This window comes from Psychromonas arctica, from assembly GCF_038155225.1.
In the GTDB taxonomy this organism is placed as follows: Bacteria; Pseudomonadota; Gammaproteobacteria; order Enterobacterales; family Psychromonadaceae; genus Psychromonas; species Psychromonas arctica_B.
Genome location: NZ_JBAKBA010000003.1, coordinates 35,825 through 62,360, shown reverse-complemented (window position 1 = coordinate 62,360; position 26,536 = coordinate 35,825). Strand labels below are relative to the sequence as shown.

The following is a 26,536-nucleotide window of genomic DNA, read 5'->3' as shown; positions in this document are numbered from 1 at the left end:
TCCCCTTATAACCCGAAACTATTAGCTAAACTGCCCATTACTAAGTTCCAGCCATCGACTAATACAAATAACATGAGTTTAAAAGGTAATGAAATAATCATTGGCGATAACATCATCATACCCATCGCCATTAAAATACTTGCGACAACTAAATCAATAATAAGGAAAGGGATAAATAGCATGAAACCAATTTGAAAAGCAGTTTTTAATTCACTCGTTACAAAAGCAGGTATTAACACAGTAATAGGCACTTCTTCAGGCGTATCCACTTGGATATCAGCAATTTCCATGAAGGTTTCTAAGTCTTTTAAACGTGTTTGCGACAACATAAATTTCATCATCGGCTTTTTGCCCTGCTCAAGTGCTTGAACGATGGTCATCTCTTCATTCAAATACGGCTGTAATGCCGTTTCATTAACACGGTCAAATACGGGGGCCATAATAAAAAAAGTAAGAAATAAAGCGATACCATTAATCACTTGATTTGAAGGAGAACTTTGTAGGCCAAGTGCTTGTCGTAAAATTGACATAACAATCACAATACGTGTGAAAGAAGTCATTAAAATCAACATCGCAGGCAAGAAACTCAGCGCAGTCATAAACGCAAGTACTTGTAGCGTCACACTGTATTCTTGATCACCAGAAGCATTGGTTGTAACAGTAACTGCTGATAAAGCGCTAGGTTCTGCAATCGCATTAGAGGCAAAAAGGAATAAGCCTGTACATAATAAAAGGAGCAGTTTATTCATCATTTTTTCTTCCCTGCTTTCGATAATACACTAGCAAAAGCAGCTGTGAATGAAGGTGCACTTTGAACTTCCATGGCAGATTCGTTATCGATGATAGGCGTTTCTAATCGATCGAGTAAATTAACCGACTGCTCACTTACACCTAATAAATACTGTTTACCATGCACTTCAATAATTTGAACTCTACTTTTATTGGTTAGTGGCTGCGTTGCAATGATCTTTATTGGATTTTTATGACCAGCATGACGCAATAAATTACTTTTTTTCATTAAAAATGCAAATAAGAAAATACAAGCAAGTACCAATATTAAAGAGCCAAGCATGGTACCAATTTCTAGCTCAGGCCGTTTGCTTGTTTCTTCTAGCGCCATCACAGGTAGGCTTAGTGTGCTGATAAACAGCAGCTTCATTAACTTAGCTATTATTTGACTCATTTTAATTTTTTAATACGTTCAGTTTGACTAATAACATCAGTTAAACGAATACCAAATTTATCATTTACAACCACGACTTCACCGTGAGCAATCAACGTGCCATTAACTAATACATCTAAAGGCTCGCCAGCAATTCGCTCTAATTCAACAACAGAGCCTTGGTTAAGCTGCAATAAGTTACGAATATTAATTTTACTACGCCCCACTTCCATAGAAATGGTAACGGGGATATCTAAGATGCTGTCTAAGCGAGATAACTCTTCTTCACTCATTGGTTTTGCAGTATCTTTTAATTCATCAAGATCAATTGTTTTAGCACTTGAATCTGCATCTCCTGATTCTTCTAATGCTGCGGCCCAATCATCCGCCATATCTTGTTCTGTGCTCATACTTTAATTCCTATCTATTTGGATAACTAATAATTTAGATAACGAGTCATTTGAATAACTAGTCATTTAATAATAGCAACTACTTGGTTGTTTCTTTTAAATCTTCTAAATGAATTTGTGTTTTTTGCATTTCAGGGCGTTTAATTTTTTCAGTTATTTTTAATGCATAGTTATCACTGGTTTTACCTAGTGTTGCTCTAAACGAAGGTAAGCCCTCTACTGAAACTAATAAACTATCAGGTAGATCAATAGGGATGATATCGCCCGCTTTAAAGTCCATCATATCTCGTAGCTTCATTTGTTTTTCAACTAAGCGAGCTTCAATTTCAACTTCTACATCCATAATTTCGTCTTCAAGCGCTTGAGACCAACGTTGATCTGTATCTTCTTTATCGCTTTGAACACCCGCATCTAATAACTCTCGAATAGGTTCTAGCATTGAATACGGCATTGCGATATGGAAATCGCCACCACCACCATCAAGTTCAATATGAAAAGAATTAACTACAATAACTTCTGTTGGACTGACAATGTTAGCCATTGCAGGATTTACTTCAGAATCTAAATACTCAAATTCAGCATCCATTACTGGAGCCCAAGCATTATGGTAATCTTCAAAGACTATTTTTAATAACATTTGAATAATACGTCGCTCTGTAGGCGTGAATTCTCTACCTTCGATTTTAGAGTGATAGCGGCCATCCCCACCAAAGAAATTCTCAACAAGAATAAAAACTAAGCGTGCTTCCATGGTAATCAGCGCAGTGCCTTTTAATGGGCGGAAACGTACCATGTTAAGACTAGTGGGAACAAACAAAGTATGGACGTACTCTCCAAATTTAAGCATTTGAACGCCATTGATCGAAACCTCAGCAGTATGACGTAACATATTAAATAAACTAATCCGTAAATGACGAGCGAAACGTTCATTCACCAACTCTAAAGTTGGCATACGTCCACGTACAATACGGTCTTGTGATGAAAAATCGAAATGCGCATGAGAATCGCCCGAACTCATTTCATTATTTTCAATCATCTCCTCATCAACGTCATCAACACCATGCAATAGCGCGTCAATTTCATCTTGAGATAATAAATCCATGCTTAACCCTTATCGATTACTGTAATACAAAACCGGTGAATAATACCGTATGGATAAGTGCACGATTTTCAACCATAGTTGTTGCTTTATTAAGTGCTTCAAGTGCCGTTTCTCGTAATTCATTTTTACCCTGTGGACTACGTAATTGTTCGGCAGAAGCCTCTCCAAAAATGCTAACGAGCGTACTTTCTAATAAAGGAATATGTTTTCGGACTAAGGCTTCACTACTTTTATCAATGACCATTAACTGCACTTTAATTTGAGCAGTTCTATCACGATTACCTTCTAACACATTAAAAACTAAAGGTCTTGGCATAGGAACGTAGTTCGCTGACATAGCCGGAGCATCTGCCACAATCTCTTCATTTGTTTGCATCGCATTTTCATCTGCACTTGCATCGTCACCACTAAAAAAAATAAAGAAAACAGCGGCACCAATAATGGAAAGAATAAGTACTGCAGCCACAATTATAATAATCAACTTCTTTTTACCCGCTGGTTTGGGGTTGGTTCCGTCTAATGATTCATTTTCTTCAGGCATTTAAATTTACCTCCTTCATTACCTTATGATTAACTCGCGGCGTATTTATTTGAATAATACACTGATTTTAATTGTTATTTTGCCGTTAGCCAGTAACTATTAAAAATTTACGCATAATAATCAATTCCTTGATCTTTAGAAGCTATTTGTGAAGGCATCCACATTGCAGTTTGATTGTCTTCAACGGTCTCTAAATTATTAGGGCCTAGCCCTGACATAGTATTTATTTTACCGTTACTATTTTGTTGATGTTGTTGATGTTGTTGAGATTGCTGAGGTTGTTGCTCTACATTTGCTTCGCCAAGTTGAATCCCCTGTTGAGCTAGTTGTTCACGTAAACGAGGCATATTTTGTTCAATAATATCTTTACTCATTGCCGCTTGAGTTTGAATATTAAGTTGTACTTGATCTTGTTGAATTTGTACTTTAACAAACATAGAGCCTAATTCAGCCGGGTCTAAGCGAATTTGAACCTCTTGCTTACCCTGTGAAATCATCATCATGACTCGTTCACCCATTGCTGATGCAGCCTGTTTCGATTGGATATCTAAAGGTTGGTCTAATAAATTATTATTTGCTTGTGCTTGTTGATTTACAGCGACTAATTTATCTGTTTGCATAAAGTTCGTTTGAATCGGTTTTGCACCATTAACATCAACTACAGCTTGAGTAATAGAAGTATCGACTTTTAAGGTGTTAGGTAATCCTTCACTTTTTTCAGACTTCAACATTTGTATCACGTTATTGTCGTTTTCATCTGCAGTTAACAACTTAAGGTCGTCAGTATTATTGTTCGTATTATCGTTTTCTAAAATATTATTCTTTTCAATTGAATTATTTTGGTTAGCTTTATCTGTTAATATTTGTTCAGCTTTGTCTGCTAAAGCCAAATTATTGTTCGCATTATCGTTTTCTAAAATGTTATTCTTTTCAATTGAATTATTTTGGTTAGCTTTATTTGTTAATACTTGATCAGCTTTGTCTGCTAAAGCCAACGAGTTAACTTTATTTGTTTCATTACTCTTAACAAATTGTTGCGTTACTGTAGCTTTAGCGTTTATAGCGTCATTCTCTTCTGCGTTATCACTGGTATTTTTTACATTCGTATTAATTTGTTGTGCTGCTTGAATACTTGATAATAATTGCTCTTGTTGTAAGCTTGAACCTTGGATTTCTTGGATATTAATATCACTACTTTCAAAGTCAGAACTTGCTGTTTCTAACAAATAATCTTCACTAGTGATTGTATTATCAATCTCATTTATTTCCTGCTCAGGAGCGAGCTGTTGAGCTTCTATATCTGAACTAATATTATTGTCCGAATATACTACTTGCTCAATTAATGGCAGTTGTAAGCTTTCCTTCGATAATTTTTGCTCGTTTTCACTTAATAATCCCTGTGAGTTATCACTCTGTGCTTCCTCTACAGGTTCATCTAAAAGTAAAAGATCATTAAGTTCATTTTCAATATTTTCACTGGCAATACTTTCTTCAGTGCCCATTATAAGACTTTTGGTTTCTTTAATTGATGCTTCTTCTAGCGCTGAAATATTAGCCTTACTTTCTTTTTCAATACTTTCTTTTAATACTTCAGAAAAGTTCTGTTGTTTATCCGTAAGTTCATTTGGCTTTGTCTCACCTTCACTTTTCTTCACAATGACGTTATCTTTGTGTGTTTTCAATTCACTATTTTTCAAGCTTGTTGAATTATTTAGTAACAAGGACTGAACCATAAAATATTCTCTCTCATTTTTATGTTTACTTAATCATATTGATTACGTAACAAGATTAAGTAAGCAAAATGCTCATAAGCCTATTATTGAGTAACTGATAAGGCTTAATGTATAACTACATTTGAGATGTAAGTTATTGCCGCTTTTATAAAACTCAATGAATCACTTTAAATAAGCAATTTATAGTCCAAAAAATTAATTAAAAATTTTGTTCTGTTTGCTTTTTTCTAAAAAACTGGAAAGTGGAAAATTCATCTAATAATTGTTGTTCTTTTCTATCTGCTAATTTAATTTTTTCGTTTGCCTTTTTTTCTAATAATAACCCCATCGCTTTATGAGCTATTTGGCTATCTGTCCATTTACGTTTGGTATTACGTACAGCATACTCAAATTTAACTAAAGCAGATTGTTGATTGGATAAGCCTTGATCTATTTGTACAATAAATTGTTGGTATTTACTTAATGTAGAAATAGTTAATCCTTGGGACCCTTTTTCACTTAATTGGGCAATATATTGACGGCGATATTGATGTAAGTTTTGTAATTGATTACGCTGATCGAACAATTCTTTTTGAGCCTGCTGATAAGTATGCAAAGCTTGTTCAACCTGTTTTTCTCTTTGCTCATAAACAAGCTGTAATGCATTAACGGCCATGGCTTAACTCCTTTAACTATTTACAAACTCCTGCGTTAATACAGCAAGCTGTGTCAAACAATCGTTGTAACTAATACTGTCTTTCATTCCTTGTTGCAAGAAGTGATCCAACCTAGGCTTAATAAGAATTGCTTTGTCGATACGAGGATCACTGCCACGTGAATAAGCACCGATCGTTATTAGCTCTTTGTTTTCTTCATATAAAGAATATGCCTGTTTCAGTACACGTGCTAATGTTTGGTGTTCATCAGAAGTGACCATTGGCATAACTCGACTAATTGATTTACTAACATCAATAGCGGGGAAATGACCAGAGTCAGCTAACGGTCGAGATAATACGATATGTCCATCTAAAATAGCTCGCGATGCGTCAGCAATAGGGTCCTGAAGATCGTCTCCTTCAGTTAATACAGTAAAAAAAGCACTTATTGATCCTTGATTATCATTGCCATTACCTGCGCGTTCTACTAAAGCAGGCAATTTAGCAAACACTGATGGTGGGTATCCTTTGGTTGCCGGGGGCTCACCAATCGCTAATGCAATTTCACGTTGCGCTTGAGCAAAACGCGTTAACGAGTCCATTAGCAATAACACATTCATGCCTTGATCTCGGAAATATTCAGCGATCGTGAGTGAGGTTTCACATCCCTTTAAGCGCATTAATGGTGAAGCATCAGCAGGCGCAGCAATCACAACGGCACGAGCACGACCTTCTTCACCTAAAATTTCTTCAATGAATTCTTTTACTTCTCGCCCACGCTCACCAATTAAACCAACCACAACCACATCGGCATTAGTACCGCGAGTCATCATACCTAGCAAGACACTTTTACCCACACCAGAACCAGCAAATAAGCCCATACGCTGTCCTTGACCTACAGTGAGTAAGGCATTAATTGCTTTAATTCCAGTATCAAGTGGTTGTTTAATGGCTTTACGTGAAAGCGGATTAATACGTGTATTACTGTAACCACTCATGGAGTTAGTTTTAATTTCTCCTTTGCCATCAATAGGGTTACCCATACCATCTAAAACACGCCCTAATAACTCCATACCCACTGGAATACCTATCTCTGTTGTTTGAGGTATGACTTTAGCACCAGGTAATACTCCAGTTAGACGTTCACTAGGCATTAGAAATAACCGATCATTTGAAAAGCCAACGACTTCAGCATCAATATAGCCATCGTTAGTTTCTACTTTACACATGCTGCCCACCGCAGCGCTACAACCAACCGCTTCTAAAGTAAGACCAACTACACGCACCAACTTACCAGCGACAACGGGATGGGTAATGGATTCTCCAACTTGATATTGAGCAATACGTTGCGATAAGTTGTTCATGTTAACGTTTCACTGTATCAGTATCGGCAATAAGCCCTGTATCAATATCCGGTGTTTCTTCTGATTGATTTAACTCAGAAGGTATTGACTCTAAGGAGTCTGCTTCACCGTTATTTAGCCTATTTTCAGCCTTAGTCAAATCAGATTCAGAAGGTTCTGTTTTATTCGCTATATTTTCATCACTTGCAGCTTTTTCAGCTTCCAGTACCGCTTGTAACTCATCGTCTGTTTTCATTTCATAATCAAGTGGTTGATCATTATTGATATCACCATCATTACTAACTTCAGGCGTATTTTGATAATTTTCTTTAAGGAAGTTTTTTAATACTTGTTCAATTCGCATTGAGAAGGTGTAATCGATACTAGAAGCTTGTGTATTTATCTGACAATCACCACGCAACAAAGTAGGCTCGGTACGTAAGTCCCAACCTCTTTTTTTACATTCTTCTTCAGAAAAAGCATTTTGTACAAAAATAAGATCGTCTGGGTTAAGTGATATAACAATGATCTGTTCATTAACAGGTAATGCCTCAACGCCTTGTTTTAATGCTTGTAGAATAATTTTAGGGTTTACAGTCACTTCACATCTCGCTATTTGCTCAGCAAGATTTGTCGCTAATTTAATTAATTGAAACTCAACACTGTCATCTAATTTTTCAAGTGGGCTATGTAATCTAGAAACAAGCTGCTGCCAATGTAACGTTTGCGCCTCTACTTTTACCTTACCTTCCATTAAACCTTGTTCTACACCTTGAGCAAGTCCTTGCTCATGGCCTTCACTTAAGCCTTGTAGCTTTCCGTCTTCTATCCCTTTCACAAAACCAGATTCTTTACCTTCATTAAAGCCATCTTCATAAGCAGATGCTCGAATTGACTCTATATCTTCTAATGTTAATGGTTTTGGCGCTTCTTCATTTGATTCAATATTTTCTGGTTGTTGCTTGTGGTACCAACTAGCAGGCCGACCAAATAAATCAATTTCACCTTGATCTTGAGAGTCATTGTTTTCAAAATCAGGTAAAACCCATTCTTGAAATTCTTTATCTGTATCAGCGGCCATTCATATACCTTATGCCATTAAAGTGATGCTTTAAAAATAGTAATTCAATATTTATTAAAGCGTTAGATTATAAAAATTCATCTCCACCACCGCCGCTTAACATTAACTCTCCCGCATCAGATAACCGGCGAGCAATGGTGAGGATCTCTTTTTGTGCACCTTCCACTTCACTAATTCTAATGGGTCCCATTGCTTCAATATCATCGGCCAACATTTCAGCAGCACGTTTAGACATATTAGCCAATACTTTATTTTTAAGTAGCTCATCAGCCCCTTTCAATGCTAATTGCAATTGATCTGGTGGCACTTCTCGTAATAATGTTTGAATTCCTCGATCATCAACATCAATAAGATTATCAAATACAAACATAAGATCTTGTATTTGTTGGCTCATATCTTCATCAGACTCACGTATAGAGTCCATTAAAGGTCCTTCGATAGCCGTATCTAAATAGTTCATGATATTAGCAGCAGCTTTAGCACCACCCATTTTCGCAGCTTGTGCGCCAGCTTGCCCAGCAAATTGTTTTTCCATAATTTCATTTAGTTCTTGTAACGCGGCAGGTTGAACTTCTTCTAAATCAGCAATACGCATCATTAAGTCTAAACGTACTTTTTCTGGGAATTGCGTTAAAATTTCAGCAGATTGCTCTGGATCTAAATAAGATAAAACAATAGTTTGAATCTGTGGATGCTCATTAAGAATGATGCTGGCAACTTGACGAGCGTCCATCCATTTCAACGAATCTAGACCTTTAGAGCCACTACCAAGAATAATTTGATCGACTAAGTTACCCGCTTTATCTTCACCTAAAGCCTCAATCAATGAAGTACGAACAAAGTTTTCACTGTCTAAACCAATGTTGCTGAATTTTTGAATGTCCTCGATAAAAGCACGATGGACACTACTAACCTTAGCTTGTGATGAGTCTTCCAAAGATGCCATTTTCATACCTAATTTCTGTACTTGCTTAGGCTCTAAGTTTCTAAAAATTTGGGCTGCATCTGCAGGTGTTAAACTCAACATTAATAACGCAGATTTCTCTACTCCACTTAATTCAGTAACATCAAAGGTAACTACCTCAGTTGACTCTTTCTTTTTATCGTTATCACTCATCTTCTACCAACCATTCTCTAATAACTTGTGCTGACAACCCTGGCTCATTTGCAACTAAGGCTCTAACGGCTTTTAATAAATCTTCATCTTTATGCAAATCAGGTAATTGTATTTGCCCATTACTAATCCCGAAATCAAGACTTTCGTTATTTTCATCAGACAATAACTGTAAATTATCATTTCCTACTGAGCCAATTGCACCACCTAATTCATAATCTTCAGCTTTTTCAATCGCATCTGGATATAGTAGTTTTTTCATTATTGGACGAACAATTAATAACAAAGTCAAAATAATGACAAACAAGCTACCGCCAAATCTTACGTAACCTTGAAATGTTTCCGTCTCCCAAAAAGCTTCTTCAGCCACAGCTTCCATTTCAGGGCGATTAAAGCTAACAGAAGCCAGTGCCAAAATATCGCCACGCTCTACATTAATACCTAATCCACCTAACAATAATTGTTTAATATTTTCTACTTCTTCAACACTCCTTGGCGAATAAACGACTTCACCAGCATCATTGACTGATTTAATATAATCGAGCGCCACAGAAACAGCGAGGCGATCTACCTTTCCAACTTTATGTTTTGTATGCGTAATAGTCGTATCCACTTCATAGTTTCGTGTTGACTCAGTACGAGAGCTACCATTATTGTTATTATTCGTACTTTCTTGCGCAGCTTCCAACTCTTCAGGAATGGCACCATTAGCTGGTGGTTGGTTAGATAATGCACCTGGAACAGAGCCAAAAGACGATGATAATGATGAGGTATCCTCAATTAGCATTTCACTGCGTATTGCTTGGTTAGAAGGATTAAAGGTCTTTTTCGTTTCTTCAACAACAGTAAAATCCATGGCTAAATCAACTTCAGATGCATAATTTGCAATGCCTAAAACAGGGATTAAAATAGCGTCTATTTTTGATTTATACTCTTCTTCACGCTCACGTTGCATACTAAATTCTTTACTTGTTTGCGCAGAGTTTCCAGTACTACTTCCTGAATGCAATAAACGACCACGTTGATCGGTTACTGTTACACTATTTGGGGATAACCCTTGTACCGCTGAAGCAACTAAATCAACGATAGAATCAACTTCTTGACCTGATAATGCATACGATCGCGCTGTAGTAACAACAACAGTCGCACTGGCTTGACGTTCTTTTCGTGCAAATACACTTTCTTTTGGAATAGCTAATAAAACTTGAGCATTAGTGACATTTTTCATTTCTTTGATTGCTAATGCTAATTGGCGTTCACGACTTAGTTTTAATCTTTCCTTTTCAACGCGTTGACTTACACCAAACCCCATGTCTTGTAATAAAATATCATCGCCATTTTCAGTATTATCATTTACCAAGCCGGCTCGTGTCATTAGCAATTTAACTTTTTGATATTGATCTGACATAACCGAAATATTATTCCCTTCTAGCTTATAAGGGATTTTTTGTTGGTCTAAAAAATCTAACGTAGAAATAAGCTCATCTGTTTGGTAGGTTCCTAAAGGGCGATAATCCGCTTCTTTACCCCAAGACCAGATAATGACAACGATAGCTAACACAATCAATAAGCCAATAATCATACTGATTTGTCTCAACACATCCACATTAGAGAAAAACGTCGATATCGCTCCTTTTTGTGGTGCTGTTGAGGCACTATCATTATTATCTAACAATAAGTTTGCATTATTTTCTGTATCAGACACAGAGCTTCCTTTTGGCGATTATGTTTAAAGTCATAGGGGATTAAACTGGCATGCTCATTACTTCTTTATAGGCTTCAACCATTTTGTTACGAACTTGTACTGTCGCATCAAATGCTAAACCTGATTTGTTAGAAGCAATCATGACGTCTGATAAACTAACGTTCTGATCTCCCATCTCAAAACTATTACGCAGTGTTGACGAACTTTGCTGTAAGCCATTAACATTATCAATTGCTTGCTTAAGCATAGCAGAAAAGTCAGCAGGAGCAGGGTTGGTCGCTTTAGTGCTTAACTCATTATTTAAGCCTTTTGCTTCTAGGCTTTGTGTTTGTAACTCTTGAAACATTGATGCAGCATTGATATTCATTGTATTTAACCTATTTTTGACACTGATAGTAATAAATAGCAATAACTATGCCAGAAATAGCAATAACTATGCCAGTTGACTTTTTTCAGACTTGAATGAGTCTATTACAAAAAATACATCAATACCTCTAAAGTGGTACCTTGTATTTTATCTGAAAAATAATTAAAAAAAGACATTAACAACTGTTAATGCCTTTTGAAAAATACAGTGGTTATAAAGAATATTTATTTTGCGTTAACTTTTTCTAATTCTTTATCAAGTTGAAGATCTGCACGTTGTGCTTTGAATTCCTGATATAAAAAATCTTTTTGACCTGAATTCATAGGGCGTCCAGAAGCGTTAACTAAACCTTCAAAAATAGCTTTAGTCGACTCTTGGCCAACACCAACTAATACACATAAGTTATTTTTGTCTGCGATTTTAACGATATCTGTTTTAAGTGGACTTGTACCAATTAGTGTTTGTTGCGTAACCTGCTTAGATACACTAGAAAAAGAGGAACCAGATTCAGACCCTGAAGTCACTTCTATTTTATCTCGATACGTTTTGTCCATTCCATTAACTCGTATTTCGATACGCTGCGCTAATGATGTACGGGCATTGGCAATAGCTTGTTGCTTATCAATAGACATATTACCAGACCATAAAACACACTCAGAGACTGCAATACCATCTTCAACTTGGGGGTTTAGTATCCAGCTTGGGATGTCACCAACAACTGTTTCTTGCATTGGTTCGCTGCTAGAACACGCACTCAACAATACGATCGTAGAAAGACTTAATAAATGAAACTTTTTAGACATAATCATTCCTTAATTAAAATAAAAGTACGCACTCAACAAAACCAGTTTAGATTGATTCATAAAAATTTAATATAAAAAAATCCCTACCTTAATGAATAAGATAGGGATTTTTATTTGATTTACAATTTACTCACACTGTTAAGGTATGAGTTATAAGTTGTAATTAGTCTTTAAATTCAGGGTAAGCTTCAACACCACAATCGTGTAAATCCATACCTGCGTCTTCTTGTTCAGCAGTAACACGGATACCCATTGTTACTTTAATTACATACCAAACAATCCAAGATGCTGCGAATACGAATCCGAAGATGACTGCTGCACCGTATAACTGAGCTGATAATGATGCACCGTCATTTGACATTGGAACAACTAACAAACCAAATAGACCACATACACCGTGTACAGATAAAGCACCTACTGGATCATCAATTTTCAATTTATCAAAAGTAATGATGCTGTAAACAACAATCACACCAGCAACTGCGCCAATCAATGCTGCAAATAGTGGCGATGGAGATAGAGGATCTGCTGTGATAGCAACTAAACCTGCTAATGCACCATTAAGAATCATTGTTAAATCTGCTTTACCCCATTTGAATTTACTTACTAACAATGCTGCGATTGCACCTGTTGCTGCTGCCGCGTTAGTGTTAAGGAAGATAAGGCCTACAGCTGATGCGTTTTCAGCGTCAGAAATTAGTAGTTGAGAACCACCGTTGAAACCAAACCAACCCATCCATAGAATAAATGTACCTAATGTAGCAAGAGGCATGTTTGAACCAGGAATTGGATGAACACTACCGTCTTTACCGTATTTACCGCGACGTGCGCCTAGTAATAGTACCGCTGCTAATGCTGCTGCAGCACCTGCCATATGAACAATACCTGAACCAGCGAAATCACTAAAACCAGCTTCGCTTAAGAAACCACCACCCCAAGTCCAGTAACCTTCCATTGGGTAAATAAAGCCAGTTAGGAATACTGTAAACACTAAGAATGCCCATAGCTTCATACGTTCAGCCACTGCACCAGATACAATAGACATTGCCGTTGCAACGAATACCACTTGGAAAAAGAAATCAGACTCTAAAGAATGATCTGCACCTTCAGCTTGTGTACCGATTAAAGAACCTAAAGAAGGTAACCAACCGCCTGCACTGTTATCAACATACATAATGTTATAACCCACTAATAAAAACATCGTACAAGCGATTGCATATAATACGATATTTTTAGTTAGTATTTCAGTGGTATTTTTAGAGCGAACTAAACCTGCTTCTAACATGGCAAAACCTGCTGCCATCCACATAACAAGGACACCTGATATTAAAAAATAAAAGGTATCCAACGCAAATCGTAGTTCTGTAACTGTTGTTTCCATAATAGTAATCCTTAACTTATTAAATTTGGTTTAAAGTGCTTCTTCGTCGAATTCGCCAGTACGAATACGAACAACTTGCTCTAATGGCTGAATGAAAATTTTACCATCACCTACTTTCCCTGTATTAGCTGCGCTGATAATAGCTTCAACTAAACGTTCGATATCGTCATCTTTAACCGCAATTTCTAATTTTACTTTTGGTAAAAAATCAACTTGGTACTCAGCACCACGGTATAACTCAGTGTGCCCTTTTTGACGACCAAAACCTTTAACTTCAGAAACCGTCACACCCGCTATGCCGATACTCATTACAGCTTCGCGTACTTCATCTAATTTAAATGGTTTAATAATTGCGGTTAACATTTTCATCATATATTCCTTCAAGGTGTAATTAACGTTAGTTTATGTGTATCTATTAACAACTAACGTGCCAAAAAATATAAACTTTAAATAACAATAGCTTACATTTAAATTTATAATTTACATTAATTTTATCGCACCAACTTGGTGCGAAGTTCATAATTAGAACGCACTGATATGTAACAATTAAATGTTCTTCTCCCAAACTAAGATAGAACTTAATCAATATTTGTTTGCCTAAACCTGTTATGCCAATAAAAATGACCAAACAATTATTTAAAAATATAAAAGGCATTAAAATTAACCAACTAATCTACTTAGCCCCTTAGCAAATAAAGCTTCATCTGCTATAGTGCGTAACAATTTTTCGACTTAACAACCTTGAAGGTATGTAACATGAAAAAAATAAGCCTACTGCTTATCACTTTCCTATTTAGCATTAATGTGTTTGCCGCTCCGATGATCATCCCTAAAGCCCCATCAATTGCAGCAAAAGGGTATTTACTGATCGACTTTGACTCTGGAAAAGTACTATCTGAAAATAATAGTGAAGAAACACTAGAGCCTGCCTCATTAACTAAAATGATGACTAGCTATATCATTGGACAAGAGCTGAAATCAGGAAACCTCAAACTGACTGATAAAGTCACTATTTCTAATAATGCATGGTCAAAGAATTTTCCTGATTCTTCAAAAATGTTTATCGAAATTGGTAAAGAAGTAACAGTCGAAGATTTAAACCGCGGCATTATTATCCAATCAGGTAATGACGCATGTGTTGCAATGGCTGAACATATTGCTGGTAGTGAGCCTGCTTTCGCAGATTTAATGAATTCTTGGGCATTACAGCTAGGCATGAATGATACGCACTTTGTAAATAGCCACGGTTTACACGCAGATGGACACCATACCACTGCGAAAGACATGGCGACATTAGCCAAAGCAATTATTACTGACGTCCCAAACGAGTATAAAATTTATAGCGAAAAATCATTTAAATACAATGGTATCGTACAATACAACCGTAACGGTTTATTATGGGACAAAAGTTTAAATGTAGATGGTATGAAAACAGGTCACACTAGTGCCGCAGGTTACAGCTTAGTATCATCTGCAACAAAAGATGGTATGCGTTTGATCAGTGTTGTTATGGGTACTCGTTCTGATGACTCACGTAAAGTGGAAAGTAAAAAATTACTTAACTGGGGTTTCCGTTTTTTCGAAACAATTACGCCATATAAAGCAAATGATCAATTAGCGAGTGAGCGCATCTGGATGGGTACACAAGCAAATATTCGTTTAGGTGTTCCTGTAGATACACCATTAACCTTACCGCGTAATCAATCTCAAAATTTAAAAGCTGACTTCGTTATTAACAATGAACTACGCGCCCCTATTCAAAAAGGCGATAAAGTTGGTCAAGTAAATTATACTTTAGGTGATGAAGCTATTGCTACTTACGACTTAATTGCACTAGAAACAGTAGAAGAAGGTGGGATTTTTAGTCGTATTATTGATTATGTTAAATTATTATTTATTGGTTGGTTTGGTTAAAAAAGTCCCCATATATACCTATAGTGTTTATGGTATAGCATTAACCAAATAATCTGAAGTGAGGTTAAACCTCACTTTTTAGTTTCAAAGTCTATTTTGCTCAGGAGGCAAGCATGGCATTAAATACTAAATTTGATGAATTATTAGAATTTCCATGTAGTTTGTCATTTAAAGTAATGGGTGTAGCTCACCCACAACTGGTTCCTGACGTTATAAGCGTTATTCAGCTAATAGCGCCAGGTGATTACTCACCGACTATAAAGCCCAGTTCTAAAGGTACTTACCACTCTTTAGCTGTTCCAGTTATTGTAAATAGCAAAGAACATATAGAAGAGATTTATACCGAATTAAATAAACTTGAACATGTTCGTTTTATTTTATAAACCAGCATCTTTATAAGCCAACATAATGACAGCAATCCAAGATAAATTAATCATTCGCTATTTAGGGATTACTCCTTACCAAGACACGTGGCAAGCGATGAGTAATTTCACTGAACAACGTGATCAAAATACTATCGATGAAATATGGCTAGTTGAGCATTCACCTGTATTTACTCAAGGGTTAGCAGGAAAAGCTGAACATTTACTGACTAATAGCAACATACCTGTCGTAAAAAGTGATCGTGGAGGACAAATCACCTACCACGCTCCCGGCCAATTAATTGCATACTTACTGATTAATATTCGTCGCAAAGATTTTAATGTACGTAGCCTAGTGACCATTATCGAACAAGCAATTATTGATGTTTTATCCGATCACAATGTCACCGCAATTGCCAAGCCTGATGCGCCTGGTGTTTATGTTGATGGTAGAAAAATAGCTTCATTAGGATTAAAAATCCGTAAAGGCTGTTCATTTCATGGTTTAGCGTTAAATGTGGACATGGACCTTTCACCTTTTTTACAAATTAACCCATGTGGTTATGCTGGATTAGAAATGACCCAGTGTCGCGATCTAGGAATAACATCTTCTGTCGCAGAATTATCGCCGTTATTGATTGAAAAATTAAATCAGAATTTACAATACACACAGATAGAGAGCTTCATTAATGAACACTAAGCCAAGCCAATTAACAGCCGGCAACAAACTGCGTGATGCAGATAAAATGTCTCATATTCCAATTAAAGTAATTCCATCTGATAAAGGTACTATCTTAAAGAAACCATCTTGGATGAAGATAAAGCTGGCTGCGGATAACACTCGCGTTAACGAAATTAAAGCTGCGTTACGAAAGAATAAATTACATTCAGTATGTGAAGAAGCGTCTTGTCCTAACTTAAATGAGTGTTTTAACCACGGTACAGCGACCTTTATGATTTTAGGGGATATCTGTACACGTCGTTGCCCTTTCTGTGATGTTGGCCATGGTAAACCACTTGCTGTTGATGAAAATGAGCCTAAGAAATTAGCTGAAACAATAAAAGACATGAAGCTAAAATATGTGGTTATTACTTCAGTTGACCGTGATGATTTACGTGATGGTGGAGCGCAACATTTTGCTGACTGTATTCGTGAAATTCGTCTATTGAATCCTGCCATTAAAATTGAAATCCTAGTGCCTGACTTTAAAGGCCGTATGGATAAAGCATTAGCTTGTTTTGAAAAAGACGTACCAGATGTATTTAACCATAACTTAGAAACCGCACCACACTTGTACAAACAAGTACGTCCAGGCGCTGATTACAAATGGTCATTACAACTGTTACAAAAATTTAAAGAACAACATCCTACCATCCCGACTAAATCAGGTGTGATGATGGGGCTGGGTGAAACGAATGAACATATAGAAGTCGTGATCAAAGATTTAGCGGCTCACGGCGTGACGATGCTAACATTAGGTCAATATTTACAACCTAGCTTACAACATCTTGCTGTTGAACGTTACGTTCCACCAGCAGAGTTTGATGCCTTAGGTGAGATGGCAAAATCAGTGGGTTTTGAACATGCTGCTTGCGGTCCATTAGTACGTTCTTCATACCATGCTGACTTACAAGCATCAGGTAAAGAAGTAAAATAAGATAGATGAACGTATCATTATAAAAAGCCTGTTTTAGCCAGGCTTTTTTATTATTGACTCCTCATAAATATAAATGCTTTAACGCAATATCTTCCAATTTAAATAGTCCCTTCCAATAAAACATTTACGCAAATAACCTTAATGTTTTAGATGCTTAACTTATGATGCTTAGAGCCTTACTGTCAACCTCTCTACTAATACCAATCTAAGTAATTATCTAATCATTTATGCTTGTTAAAATGAAACCTAGCTTCGTTGTTAATTTTGTAATGAGAATAACTAGTTACTGTAATCAACGTCTTACTATCATCCATTTTTCCTAAAGCCTAAATAGACCATTTATTTATCCAGATTGATATAGTATCAATTACACGTATCCATAGGGTTACTATTAGGTTCAGCACATAGCGTTTAAGGCTACTATTGGTGGATAGACTTACAACTCTGATCAACGTTATAAAACGGTACTTAAAGGTATCATTAAGAATGTTCAGATAATGGCTTTATAGAAACATTTTATCAGTAGCCTTAGAAGTTGGCTTTAAAATAGACTTTAAAATATATTAAGAAAATATTTAATGAGAATAAATAAAGCCTCTGCGAGAGAGGCTTTATCAGTTATTAATAGATTATTGTGATCATAATCGCTTATGCATTAAATCCCTTTATACTTTAGTCAACTTCACCTTATTATTCGAAGCCATAAAAGCCTGGGAAAACAACAATTGAAGCTAATACTAATAACTGTAATCCAATGAACGGAATAACACCTTTGTAAATATCCATCGTTTTAACTTCGGGCGGGGCGACCCCTTTTAGATAAAAGAGACTAAAGCCAAAGGGGGGCGTTAAGAAAGATGTTTGTAGATTCATTGCGATTAAGATAGCAAACCACGTTAAATCAATGCCCATCATTTCAGCGATTGGGTACAACATAGGAACGACAATAAATGAAATCTCTACAAAATCGATAAAGAAACCAAGTACTAAAATAACCAACATGGTAATAATTAAAAAGCCCCATTTCTCACCAGGTAAACTAAACATTAACTCTTCAATTAACTCCTCACCACCCGTGTAAGAAAATACCATTGAAAAAGCAGTTGCCCCAATAAAGATAGCAAATACCATCGCAGTCACTTTGACAGTTTCAATCGAGGATTCCCACAAGATCTTCCATGAGCATTGTTTATATAAAAGAGCTAATAAAATAGCCCCCGCACCACCAATAGCAGACGACTCTGTTGGTGTAGCAATGCCGTAAAAGATTGAACCTAACACGGAGAAAATCAGCACTAAAGGTGGCGCAATAGCTTTAAACGCAACCAAATAAGGTGCAAATCCCCCAGGACCAGAAAACTCAGACTCTGGTAACGCAGGCGCAGCTTCTGGTTTAAAGTAAGCGTAAATTAGAACATATAATATAAACGCACCAACTAATATTGCCCCAGGTAACACCGCAGCTCTAAATAGATCACCAACAGGTACCCCCATTACATCGCCAAGAATAATTAAGATAATAGAAGGTGGTATGATTTGTCCTAATGTACCAGACGCACAAATAACCCCTGTCGCTAGTTTTTTATCATAATTGTATTTGAGCATAACAGGTAGAGAGATAACCCCCATTGCAACAACAGAGGCTCCAACAACACCCGTTGAGGCTGCTAATAAACAACCTACTAGAATAGTAGAAACAGCAACACCACCTCTAACGCGGCCAAATAACTGCCCCATTGCCTCTAACAATTGCTCGGCTAACTTGGTTTTTTGTAATACGTTCCCCATGAAAATAAACATAGGAACTGCCATCATGATTGAATTTTCCATGATGCTCATAATACGGTATGGCATAAAGGCAAATAATTCAAAACCTTCAGCAAACACACCAAAAATTAATGCAACACCTGCAAATACAAATGCGACGGGAAAACCTGTCAGTAATAGCACGAGTGCTACACCAAACATAATAATGCCAATCATAAAAACTCCCTTTTAAATATCTTTTTCAAAAATACAGCGCAGATTTTTTATCAACATACCTAAACCACTAAAAATAAGTGCAAGGGCAGAAAGAGGGATCATTGCTTTAATTAGCCAGCGATGCGATAAACCACCAGGGTCACCACTCACTTCATTCAAACTATAAGATTCCAGAGTAAAGTCATAGCCATACCAAATGACAAGACCACAGAAAGGTAAAAGGAAGAAAATACAACCGAGACTATTAATCCAAGCTTTATTTTTATCACTGAGCTTTTCATAAAGAATATCAACACGCACGTGCCCTTCTTCTTTTAATGTATAAGCGATACCCAGTAAAAACATAGAGGCAAATATATGCCATTCCAATTCTTGAAAAGCGATAGAGCTAGATTTGAAAAAGTAACGTGCAACCACATCATAAAAAACATTGATTAATAATAAAATCATCAATGTAGCGGTTATTTTACCTATAACATCAGAAAAGCGATCGAAGACGTTTTGCAGACTTTCCATTTAAGATAATTCCTTCTAGTAGACAGGCGAGAAAAGAAAAAGGCTACGATAAGTAGCCTTTGTATTGCTATTTAGCTAGCTCTTTGGTGCTTTTAATATAACCATATTCAGATATATCGGTCCAAACTCGTACTAGTTTTAAATAGTCTTGTTGTGACTTGATGATCTTGGCTGCCATTGGGTCGTTACTTGCTTTCTCTTCAAGAATTTCATCATTGGCTTTTTTCATCGCACTTAACACAGCAGGCGGGAATGTTTTAACTTGAATATCAGGGAATTCAGTTTTCATTACAGCCCAGTTTTCAGCACTTAATGCATAAGACTGCACATACATATCGTATGACGCTTTACGCATTGCTACTTTTAAGATTGCTTGTAAATCGGCAGGAAGTGTTTCTAGTTTCTTTTTATTAACAATGAACATTAACTCTGTTGCAGGTTCATGCCACCCCATGTAATAAATAGGTGCTATTTTATGAAAGCCCATACGTAAATCTAATGATGGACCTACCCACTCTAATGCATCGATTGTATTACGTTCTAGTGAAGTATAGAGCTCACCTGGTGGAATATTTACCGGTGTAGCACCTAATTTAGCTAACACTTCCCCAGCAAAACCAGGTATACGCATTTTTAAGTTTTTAAGGTCTTCGACAGTATTAATTTCTTTTCGGAACCAACCACCCATTTGTACGCCAGTGTTACCGCCAGGAAAAGGGACTAGATTATGAGCGCTATACACTTCATCCATTAACTCTTGACCACCACCATATTGGAACCAAGCATATTGCTCACTAGCGGTCATACCGAATGGCATCGTTGTAAAATATAAAGTATTAGGTACTTTGCCGTTATAATAATAACTTGCAGAATGCCCGATATCGTATTGCCCGATTTTAACCATATCAAACACACCAAAAGGTGATTTATGTTTGTTAGCTGAATCAACGCGAATTTTTAAACGGCCATTAGACATTTCTTCAGCCATTTTGACCATATTTTTAACAGAATCACCAAACACTGGGAAATTTGGCCCCCACGTTTCAGCTAGTTTTAATCGGTAAACTTTATCGGCTGCAAAAGCGTTAGCACTTGTCACCATGACTACAGCGGCTATTAAGGTACTTTTATAAAAGGACTTCAGCATTTTAAACTCCATGTAAGGTTAGGATTGAATGATTTGTTATCTAAGCAATAAACTAAGAGGTGAAACGACCAATTAAATAAGTCAAATAAGTTTCAAATACTTACTTTTTGTTGTTGCTAAGTTGTTAACAGACTGCCATACACGCAAAAATAAAAATTTCTTTAATTATTAATTTGTAACTTACATCACAAGCTCTCTTTTTTTTTAATCATTAAAGTGTGGTTGCGCAATAAAAAAGAAAAAAGGTCCATTAATATTTAAAGGTAAAAGTGAGGTGGCATGATGTTCTAAGCGCATAAAACATAAATTAAAAATGAAAATAAATACCTATTTATCAACTGAGCGATTATATATTTACAATATAATCGAGGAGGTCTTACAAAAGTGCGAGGAAATAATTAGCGGGTAATCAAAAGTAAAAATGACGATAAAAAGATCCAAATACCGTTAAATTTTTAACGAACTCTTAACGTCAAATATGAAATTAAATAAATGAACAATACTTATTCTTTTGCTAAGAGATCATTACAAACCTCTTTCAACCATTTCTTTAATAACCTTCGCTTTAACAAAATGATCTAATTTATGGGTTTGAATCCACCATGTTGCAGCCTCCATCAACAAATCAGGATCATCATTTTTATTTGCAAAGAAAGCGTAAAATGAAACGCCAACGCCATCACCTTTGACGCTTATCTTTTTATCACAGACATCAATTATTTTCGTTCTTAATTGCTCTCTCACTCTGTACTCCTAATTATCTCTATGAACTTTTTGGTGCAAACATAATAATAGCCATGCCTATAAGCGCAATCGATGCACCTACCATGTCCCATAAAGTAGGTTTAACGCCATCAACAGCCCAAAGCCATACCATCGCAACAAATATATAAACACCACCGTATGCCGCATAGACCCGGCCAGAAGCTGCTGGATGTAAGGATAATAACCAAGCAAATAAAGCGAGACTGAAGGCAGCAGGGATCAAAAGCAAAATACTTTTTTCTTGCTTAAGCCAAAGGTAAGGTAAATAACACCCCACTATTTCAGCAACGGCCGTCATTATAAATAATGCGATGGTTTTAAATTCAAACATAATATTCCTTAAGTATCGCTAAATGACACGCAGTTTAAATTTTTTAATTTTTTAATTTTTTAATTTTTTAATTTTTTAATTTTTTAATTTTTTAATTTTAAGCATTGTTACAAATTATAGTCTTAGTCTTAGTCTTAGTCTTAGTCTTTCATCATTGTTACAAGCTTAGCGTCTTACTTAAACAGCAATAACAAAATCGACTCTGAATAAATAAAAACTAACTATATTAAACTATAAGGTAAAATATAAGGAAAAATAGCCACTTTAAATACAGCAGGAAGAGAGATGAGTTTTATAGAAAGCACTTTATATCAAACAATGGGGCACAGTCCCTTGCAAGTACTTACTCACCCGCTGCTTACTGAAAAATCTATTACAGTCTCCGTTAAACGTGATGATTTATTACATCCAGATATTTCAGGGAACAAATGGCGAAAATTAAAATATAACTTACTTTATGCAGAAGCTAATAATAAAAACCACCTAGTTAGCTTTGGGGGGGCATTTTCAAATCACATTCACGCTTTAGCGGCAGCATGTAATCATTTTAAGTTTCAAGCAACAGGTATTATTAGAGGCGAGGTACATTATGCATCGAACCCTACTTTATCTCAGGTCCAAAAATGGGGTATGGAATTACAATTTATAGATAGAAAAACCTATCGATTAAAAGAACAAGATGAATATTTAGCTATGTTACAGAAACAGTACCCCACTGCTTATATTATCCCAGAAGGAGGCAGTAATAATTTAGCGATACCAGGCGTAGAAGAAGTCATAAAAGAATTAACGCAGCAATGCAAACAACCAATTGGTCATATTTTTACAGCAACAGGAAGCGCAGGAACTTTAGCAGGTCTTATTAGCGGGGCACTTAAATACAGCCCGATGACGATTGTTCATGGTATTGCGGTACTCAAAAATGCACAATATTTAGAAGAAACGGTTAAAGGTTTTGTACAAGAAGAGAGTCAAATAAATTGGCATTTACATACTGGCTTTCATGAGGGTGGTTATGGAAAAGTATCGTTAACATTAGCTGAATTTTGTCGACAATTTACATTAGATACCAACATTCCTATTGAGCCGATTTATAGCGGTAAAATGTTTTATGCATTATGGAAATTAATCAAGCAAGACTATTTCCCAGCTGGTACCCACATTGTTGCGTTACATACAGGCGGTTTACAAGGCTTGGCTGGGTTAAAAGAGCAAAAAAAATTTTAACACGCCTTGAGCTATCAATGACTACTTTTTAGATAACATTTCTATTGTGCCCCCCTTAGCACGGTTCATTTAAACTTTCATTTGTTTTGGCGTTGAGAACAAAGTCCCTTGCCCCCCACAAATGCCCAAGCGAAGTAAACACTTCCATTCCTCTTCGGTTTCAATACCAACAGCAATAACTTGAGCATGACTATTTAAACAACTTGCCATTAAACTTTGTATTGCTACTTGGTTAGTACTGCGAAGATGAATATCTCTAATTAAGCTTGCATGTAGCTTTAAATAATCAATATTAAAATCGAGTATATATTGAGTATTAACAACAGATTTACCAACATTATCGACCGCTATTTTGCAGCCTATTTTTTGTAAGGCAATCAAAGCAAAACGCATAGCTGAATAATGTTGATCAATTAAATGTTCAGATATTTCAATGACTAAGTTATTACGAATCTTTTTAGTTTTTTGCATTAATTCAAACATCAACCATTTACGATTTTCTTTATTCATTAAAAATCGAGAACCTAAATTAATACCAATGGGTTTACAAGACTCACCTCGAACCACTAACAATGCCAACACTTTTTCTAACATTTGCTTATCTATTTGACCACACAACCCACACTTTTCAGCCATTGGCATAAACGTACCTGCAGCAATAACTTCTTTATCATAGCCTATAATCCGAGACCATAACTCTGAATATAAGGTATTAGCAGGATCACGCTTTACAACATGTTGTCGATATAATAACAACGCGTCTTTGTTTAAAACATCTGTTAATAACCCTCGCCAATGAACGGTCCCCTTACTGATCACATTTTTCTTTAAGTTTTCCTCAGATAAATGCCATCCACTTATTTTTTGATGTTCAGCTACCAATAAAGCACGATTCGCATCATCAATAATATGACTTACCTCTTTGCCAAAGGGGAAATTAACTACTCCGATATGAAAAAAAGTATCAATAAGAGAGGGATCTGGGAGCTGTAATTGATATAAAGCTTTTGTTAATTGTTTTGCTACTACTTTTGTTTCTTCGTAGGCCATTTGTGGCAATAAAATAACAAATTCAGGCTTCTTAACACTGCCATAAAAACTATCATCATAGCGACTACAAAAACTTTTCAATAAATCAACCATTTGCTGAATGACTTTATCGGCTTGTTCAGCACCAAACTGGTACTTCAAAGTACTTAATTCAGTCAAGCTGATTAATATTAATGTATTTGAGGCATAACTTTCATCGTTCGTCACTGTATCTAACATATTATCAAATGCTAAACGGTTACCAAGCCCAGTATCTTCGTCTAAAAAAGCCTTTCCTCTGATATGGATATCAAAAATACTACGCTCTTTAAGGCTGTTTTCTAATCGCTCTGATAGTACATCCAGAGCTTGGCTTGCCGCTTTAGGCCACTCTCCTTTTTGGGCAAAGCGTGCTGTCGGGTTGTTTTGTAATAAATAATGAGCACGGCGCTCTAATAGTTCGGCACCATAAAACGATTTTTTTATCCAACGTAATGCAAAATACAACAAACTTAAACTCAACAAGATGGCAGTACCAACCCCTGCGAGAGGCCAAAAGGTGAATTTCAGTTCAGAAAAAGGCTGGCGGGTGTGCAGTATCAAGCGAACATCGGGGTATTTATCTAATTCGTAGGAGTAACGAAGCAACAATCTCATTGGATAATATTGGCGACTGGCATAATAGTTTTGATATACCGTCACATCACCACGCTTAACTTGTAAACGAACAATACCTGATGCATCAAGTAAATCGGGTAACCAAGAGTCAAATTGAGTTTCAACAGTTTGCTTATCAATTTGCTTTTCAATCACTTCAATAACACTGTCAATAAGCTGTTGGTGATGTTTTAATGATAGTGATCGCAAACTTACCATACCACCGATTAATACCAAAGTAATACAGGTCAACACAATAGCACTAGTAATAAACGTAAATTTATTAGTGAACTTCATAACATCCTTGTGACAAACTATTTTTCATGTGTAGGTGAGTAATCGCTAAAATAACAATATAATACCTATCGAAATATTAGCTCATATACTAATTACGATTGGTATAATGCTTTTCCTTGCACTTTGCATCATCATTTAAGCTTCGAATAATAAGCTGTAACAGGAATTTATAATGGCACTTAATCAAGTATTTTCAAATCCGAGCCAAGTTTTACAGCGTAATGAAGCGTTATTTACAGGAAAGTCTATCTTAGTCGCAGGTAATATCGACGACAGTTATCCAATTAACCTTGAAAGAATAGCATCATCAAGCTGCTTTTGTTTTAATGATTTTCGTTATTACGACAAACTAAAAGATAAATTAACGTCATCTGATGTTCACTTCACAGCAGATTACCAAGGAAAAGAAAACCAAGAAAAATTCGACTTATTATTAGTTTATATCCCTAAAGCAAAAAACGAAATTGAATATTTACTTGCCAACCTCACCCCTCACCTTAAAGAAAATGCAGATATCATTCTAGTCGGTGAAAAAAAATGTGGTATCAAAAGCGTTGCACCGTTATTAGTCCCTTACTCAGAATATAGTAATGCGATCGACTCAGCTCGACATTGCAGTGTTATTTATGCTCAATTAAGTAAACCTGTGGCGACTTTTAACCAACAACAATGGATAAAAGACTATCAGCTTAATATTAATGACATTTCACTTACAATTCGTTCCTTACCTGGTGTATTTAGTTTTGGCGAATTAGATAAAGGTAGCGAGTTATTATTAAACAATTTACCTGATGATCTAAGTGGACAAGGTTTAGATTTTGGTTGTGGCGCAGGAGTGCTTTCTTGTTACCTCCTGAAAAAACATCAACAATTACAACTAGATTTAATTGATGTAAATGTCTATGCTTTAGAAAGCGCAAAACTCACTTTGGAAAAAAATGCACTACAGGCAAATGTGTTTGCATCGGACGTGTTCTCTAATGTAAATAAAGAATATGATTTATTACTTTCAAACCCTCCATTTCATTCTGGTCAAAAAACGAACTATGATGCTGCAGAAGAGTTCATCAGCAAGTCAGTTAACTTTTTGAAGAAAAAAGGGAAATTAACAATTGTGGCTAATAAGTTTTTACGTTATGAACCACTTTTAACGGTTACTTATAAAAAATTCTTTGAAGATGCTCAAAACAATAAGTTTAAAGTATTGAGCTGCCTCAAATAACCATCAAGTAAACGTGTCATAATTTTCACTTTATTGTTAGGGTCAAAGGAA

Annotated in this window: 27 protein-coding genes; 6 read left to right on the top strand and 21 right to left on the bottom strand. The window is 36.0% G+C overall.

Translation table 11 applies throughout. The features are described 5' to 3' along the window. Positions 1-5 precede the first annotated feature (5 nt). From fliP to V6255_RS02200, 15 genes are all read right to left on the bottom strand, one after another. Positions 6-749 (bottom strand): flagellar type III secretion system pore protein FliP, encoded by a 744-nt coding sequence (fliP, locus tag V6255_RS02270; RefSeq protein ID WP_341626768.1) that lies wholly within the window; start codon positions 747-749, stop codon positions 6-8. Next, positions 749-1,183, bottom strand: a complete 435-nt coding sequence (gene fliO, locus V6255_RS02265; RefSeq protein ID WP_341626687.1) for a flagellar biosynthetic protein FliO — start codon at positions 1,181-1,183, stop codon at positions 749-751. The genes fliP and fliO overlap by 1 nt, the downstream gene beginning before the upstream one ends. Then, entirely contained in the window at positions 1,180-1,572 is a 393-nt protein-coding gene (gene fliN / locus V6255_RS02260) for a flagellar motor switch protein FliN (RefSeq protein ID WP_160060427.1), read from the bottom strand. The genes fliO and fliN overlap by 4 nt, the downstream gene beginning before the upstream one ends. 79 nt (positions 1,573-1,651) lie before the next feature. Then, on the bottom strand, positions 1,652-2,674 hold the full coding sequence (gene fliM, locus V6255_RS02255; protein ID WP_341626686.1) for a flagellar motor switch protein FliM: 1,023 nt from the start codon (positions 2,672-2,674) through the stop codon (positions 1,652-1,654). A 16-nt stretch (positions 2,675-2,690) separates the two neighbouring features. Next, positions 2,691-3,215, bottom strand: a complete 525-nt coding sequence (locus tag V6255_RS02250) for a flagellar basal body-associated FliL family protein (protein WP_341626685.1) — start codon at positions 3,213-3,215, stop codon at positions 2,691-2,693. Between the two features lie 107 nt (positions 3,216-3,322). Continuing rightward, entirely contained in the window at positions 3,323-4,948 is a 1,626-nt protein-coding gene (locus V6255_RS02245) for a flagellar hook-length control protein FliK (protein WP_341626684.1), read from the bottom strand. Between the two features lie 199 nt (positions 4,949-5,147). Next, positions 5,148-5,603, bottom strand: coding sequence for a flagellar export protein FliJ (fliJ, locus tag V6255_RS02240; RefSeq protein WP_160060423.1), 456 nt, complete (start codon positions 5,601-5,603; stop codon positions 5,148-5,150). A 12-nt stretch (positions 5,604-5,615) separates the two neighbouring features. After that, positions 5,616-6,947, bottom strand: coding sequence for a flagellar protein export ATPase FliI (gene fliI, locus V6255_RS02235; protein ID WP_341626683.1), 1,332 nt, complete (start codon positions 6,945-6,947; stop codon positions 5,616-5,618). Between the two features lies 1 nt (position 6,948). Then, positions 6,949-8,007 (bottom strand): flagellar assembly protein FliH, encoded by a 1,059-nt coding sequence (gene fliH / locus V6255_RS02230; RefSeq protein WP_341626682.1) that lies wholly within the window; start codon positions 8,005-8,007, stop codon positions 6,949-6,951. A gap of 67 nt (positions 8,008-8,074) precedes the next feature. After that, the gene (gene fliG, locus V6255_RS02225) at positions 8,075-9,124 is read right to left on the bottom strand and encodes a flagellar motor switch protein FliG (protein ID WP_341626681.1); all 1,050 of its coding nucleotides are present in this window, start codon (positions 9,122-9,124) and stop codon (positions 8,075-8,077) included. Further along, positions 9,117-10,826, bottom strand: a complete 1,710-nt coding sequence (gene fliF / locus V6255_RS02220) for a flagellar basal-body MS-ring/collar protein FliF (protein WP_341626680.1) — start codon at positions 10,824-10,826, stop codon at positions 9,117-9,119. The genes fliG and fliF overlap by 8 nt, the downstream gene beginning before the upstream one ends. A gap of 40 nt (positions 10,827-10,866) precedes the next feature. Then, the gene (fliE, locus tag V6255_RS02215; protein ID WP_341626679.1) at positions 10,867-11,193 is read right to left on the bottom strand and encodes a flagellar hook-basal body complex protein FliE; all 327 of its coding nucleotides are present in this window, start codon (positions 11,191-11,193) and stop codon (positions 10,867-10,869) included. Between the two features lie 224 nt (positions 11,194-11,417). Further along, positions 11,418-11,996 (bottom strand): hypothetical protein, encoded by a 579-nt coding sequence (locus tag V6255_RS02210; protein ID WP_341626678.1) that lies wholly within the window; start codon positions 11,994-11,996, stop codon positions 11,418-11,420. 163 nt (positions 11,997-12,159) lie between these two features. Then, the gene (locus V6255_RS02205; RefSeq protein WP_160060416.1) at positions 12,160-13,377 is read right to left on the bottom strand and encodes an ammonium transporter; all 1,218 of its coding nucleotides are present in this window, start codon (positions 13,375-13,377) and stop codon (positions 12,160-12,162) included. Positions 13,378-13,407: 30 nt separating this feature from the next. Further along, on the bottom strand, positions 13,408-13,746 hold the full coding sequence (locus V6255_RS02200; RefSeq protein WP_160062322.1) for a P-II family nitrogen regulator: 339 nt from the start codon (positions 13,744-13,746) through the stop codon (positions 13,408-13,410). 387 nt (positions 13,747-14,133) lie between these two features. Here V6255_RS02200 and V6255_RS02195 point away from each other — a divergent pair, with 387 nt between their 5' ends. From V6255_RS02195 to lipA, 4 genes are all read left to right on the top strand, one after another. Further along, a complete protein-coding gene (locus V6255_RS02195; RefSeq protein ID WP_160060415.1) occupies positions 14,134-15,291 on the top strand; it encodes a D-alanyl-D-alanine carboxypeptidase family protein in 1,158 nt (385 codons plus the stop codon). Between the two features lie 113 nt (positions 15,292-15,404). Next, the gene (gene ybeD / locus V6255_RS02190) at positions 15,405-15,674 is read left to right on the top strand and encodes a DUF493 family protein YbeD (protein ID WP_341626677.1); all 270 of its coding nucleotides are present in this window, start codon (positions 15,405-15,407) and stop codon (positions 15,672-15,674) included. A 25-nt stretch (positions 15,675-15,699) separates the two neighbouring features. Further along, positions 15,700-16,353 carry a lipoyl(octanoyl) transferase LipB gene (gene lipB, locus V6255_RS02185; protein WP_341626676.1) on the top strand — a complete coding sequence of 218 codons (654 nt, stop codon included), beginning with the start codon at positions 15,700-15,702 and terminating at the stop codon, positions 16,351-16,353. After that, positions 16,343-17,311 (top strand): lipoyl synthase, encoded by a 969-nt coding sequence (gene lipA, locus V6255_RS02180; RefSeq protein WP_137297521.1) that lies wholly within the window; start codon positions 16,343-16,345, stop codon positions 17,309-17,311. The genes lipB and lipA overlap by 11 nt, the downstream gene beginning before the upstream one ends. A gap of 690 nt (positions 17,312-18,001) precedes the next feature. Here lipA and V6255_RS02175 read toward each other — a convergent pair. The 5 genes from V6255_RS02175 to V6255_RS02155 form a co-directional block, all read right to left on the bottom strand. Further along, positions 18,002-19,294 carry a TRAP transporter large permease subunit gene (locus V6255_RS02175; RefSeq protein ID WP_341626675.1) on the bottom strand — a complete coding sequence of 431 codons (1,293 nt, stop codon included), beginning with the start codon at positions 19,292-19,294 and terminating at the stop codon, positions 18,002-18,004. Between the two features lie 12 nt (positions 19,295-19,306). After that, positions 19,307-19,810: a TRAP transporter small permease subunit gene (locus V6255_RS02170; protein ID WP_341626674.1), complete on the bottom strand. Its 504-nt coding sequence runs from the start codon at positions 19,808-19,810 to the stop codon at positions 19,307-19,309. Positions 19,811-19,877: 67 nt separating this feature from the next. Beyond that, a complete protein-coding gene (locus tag V6255_RS02165) occupies positions 19,878-20,957 on the bottom strand; it encodes a TRAP transporter substrate-binding protein (RefSeq protein WP_341626673.1) in 1,080 nt (359 codons plus the stop codon). A gap of 525 nt (positions 20,958-21,482) precedes the next feature. Further along, positions 21,483-21,701 carry a DUF6500 family protein gene (locus tag V6255_RS02160; protein ID WP_341626672.1) on the bottom strand — a complete coding sequence of 73 codons (219 nt, stop codon included), beginning with the start codon at positions 21,699-21,701 and terminating at the stop codon, positions 21,483-21,485. 19 nt (positions 21,702-21,720) lie between these two features. Next, a complete protein-coding gene (locus V6255_RS02155) occupies positions 21,721-22,053 on the bottom strand; it encodes a YnfA family protein (protein WP_341626671.1) in 333 nt (110 codons plus the stop codon). Between the two features lie 285 nt (positions 22,054-22,338). Between V6255_RS02155 and V6255_RS02150 the strand changes: the two genes are divergently transcribed. Continuing rightward, on the top strand, positions 22,339-23,280 hold the full coding sequence (locus V6255_RS02150) for a 1-aminocyclopropane-1-carboxylate deaminase/D-cysteine desulfhydrase (protein ID WP_341626670.1): 942 nt from the start codon (positions 22,339-22,341) through the stop codon (positions 23,278-23,280). Between the two features lie 69 nt (positions 23,281-23,349). On the opposite strand, the gene V6255_RS02145 is transcribed toward V6255_RS02150, so the two are convergent. Continuing rightward, on the bottom strand, positions 23,350-25,263 hold the full coding sequence (locus tag V6255_RS02145; protein ID WP_341626669.1) for an EAL domain-containing protein: 1,914 nt from the start codon (positions 25,261-25,263) through the stop codon (positions 23,350-23,352). 172 nt (positions 25,264-25,435) lie between these two features. Between V6255_RS02145 and rsmC the strand changes: the two genes are divergently transcribed. Beyond that, positions 25,436-26,485: a 16S rRNA (guanine(1207)-N(2))-methyltransferase RsmC gene (rsmC, locus tag V6255_RS02140; RefSeq protein WP_341626668.1), complete on the top strand. Its 1,050-nt coding sequence runs from the start codon at positions 25,436-25,438 to the stop codon at positions 26,483-26,485. Positions 26,486-26,536: the final 51 nt, after the last annotated feature.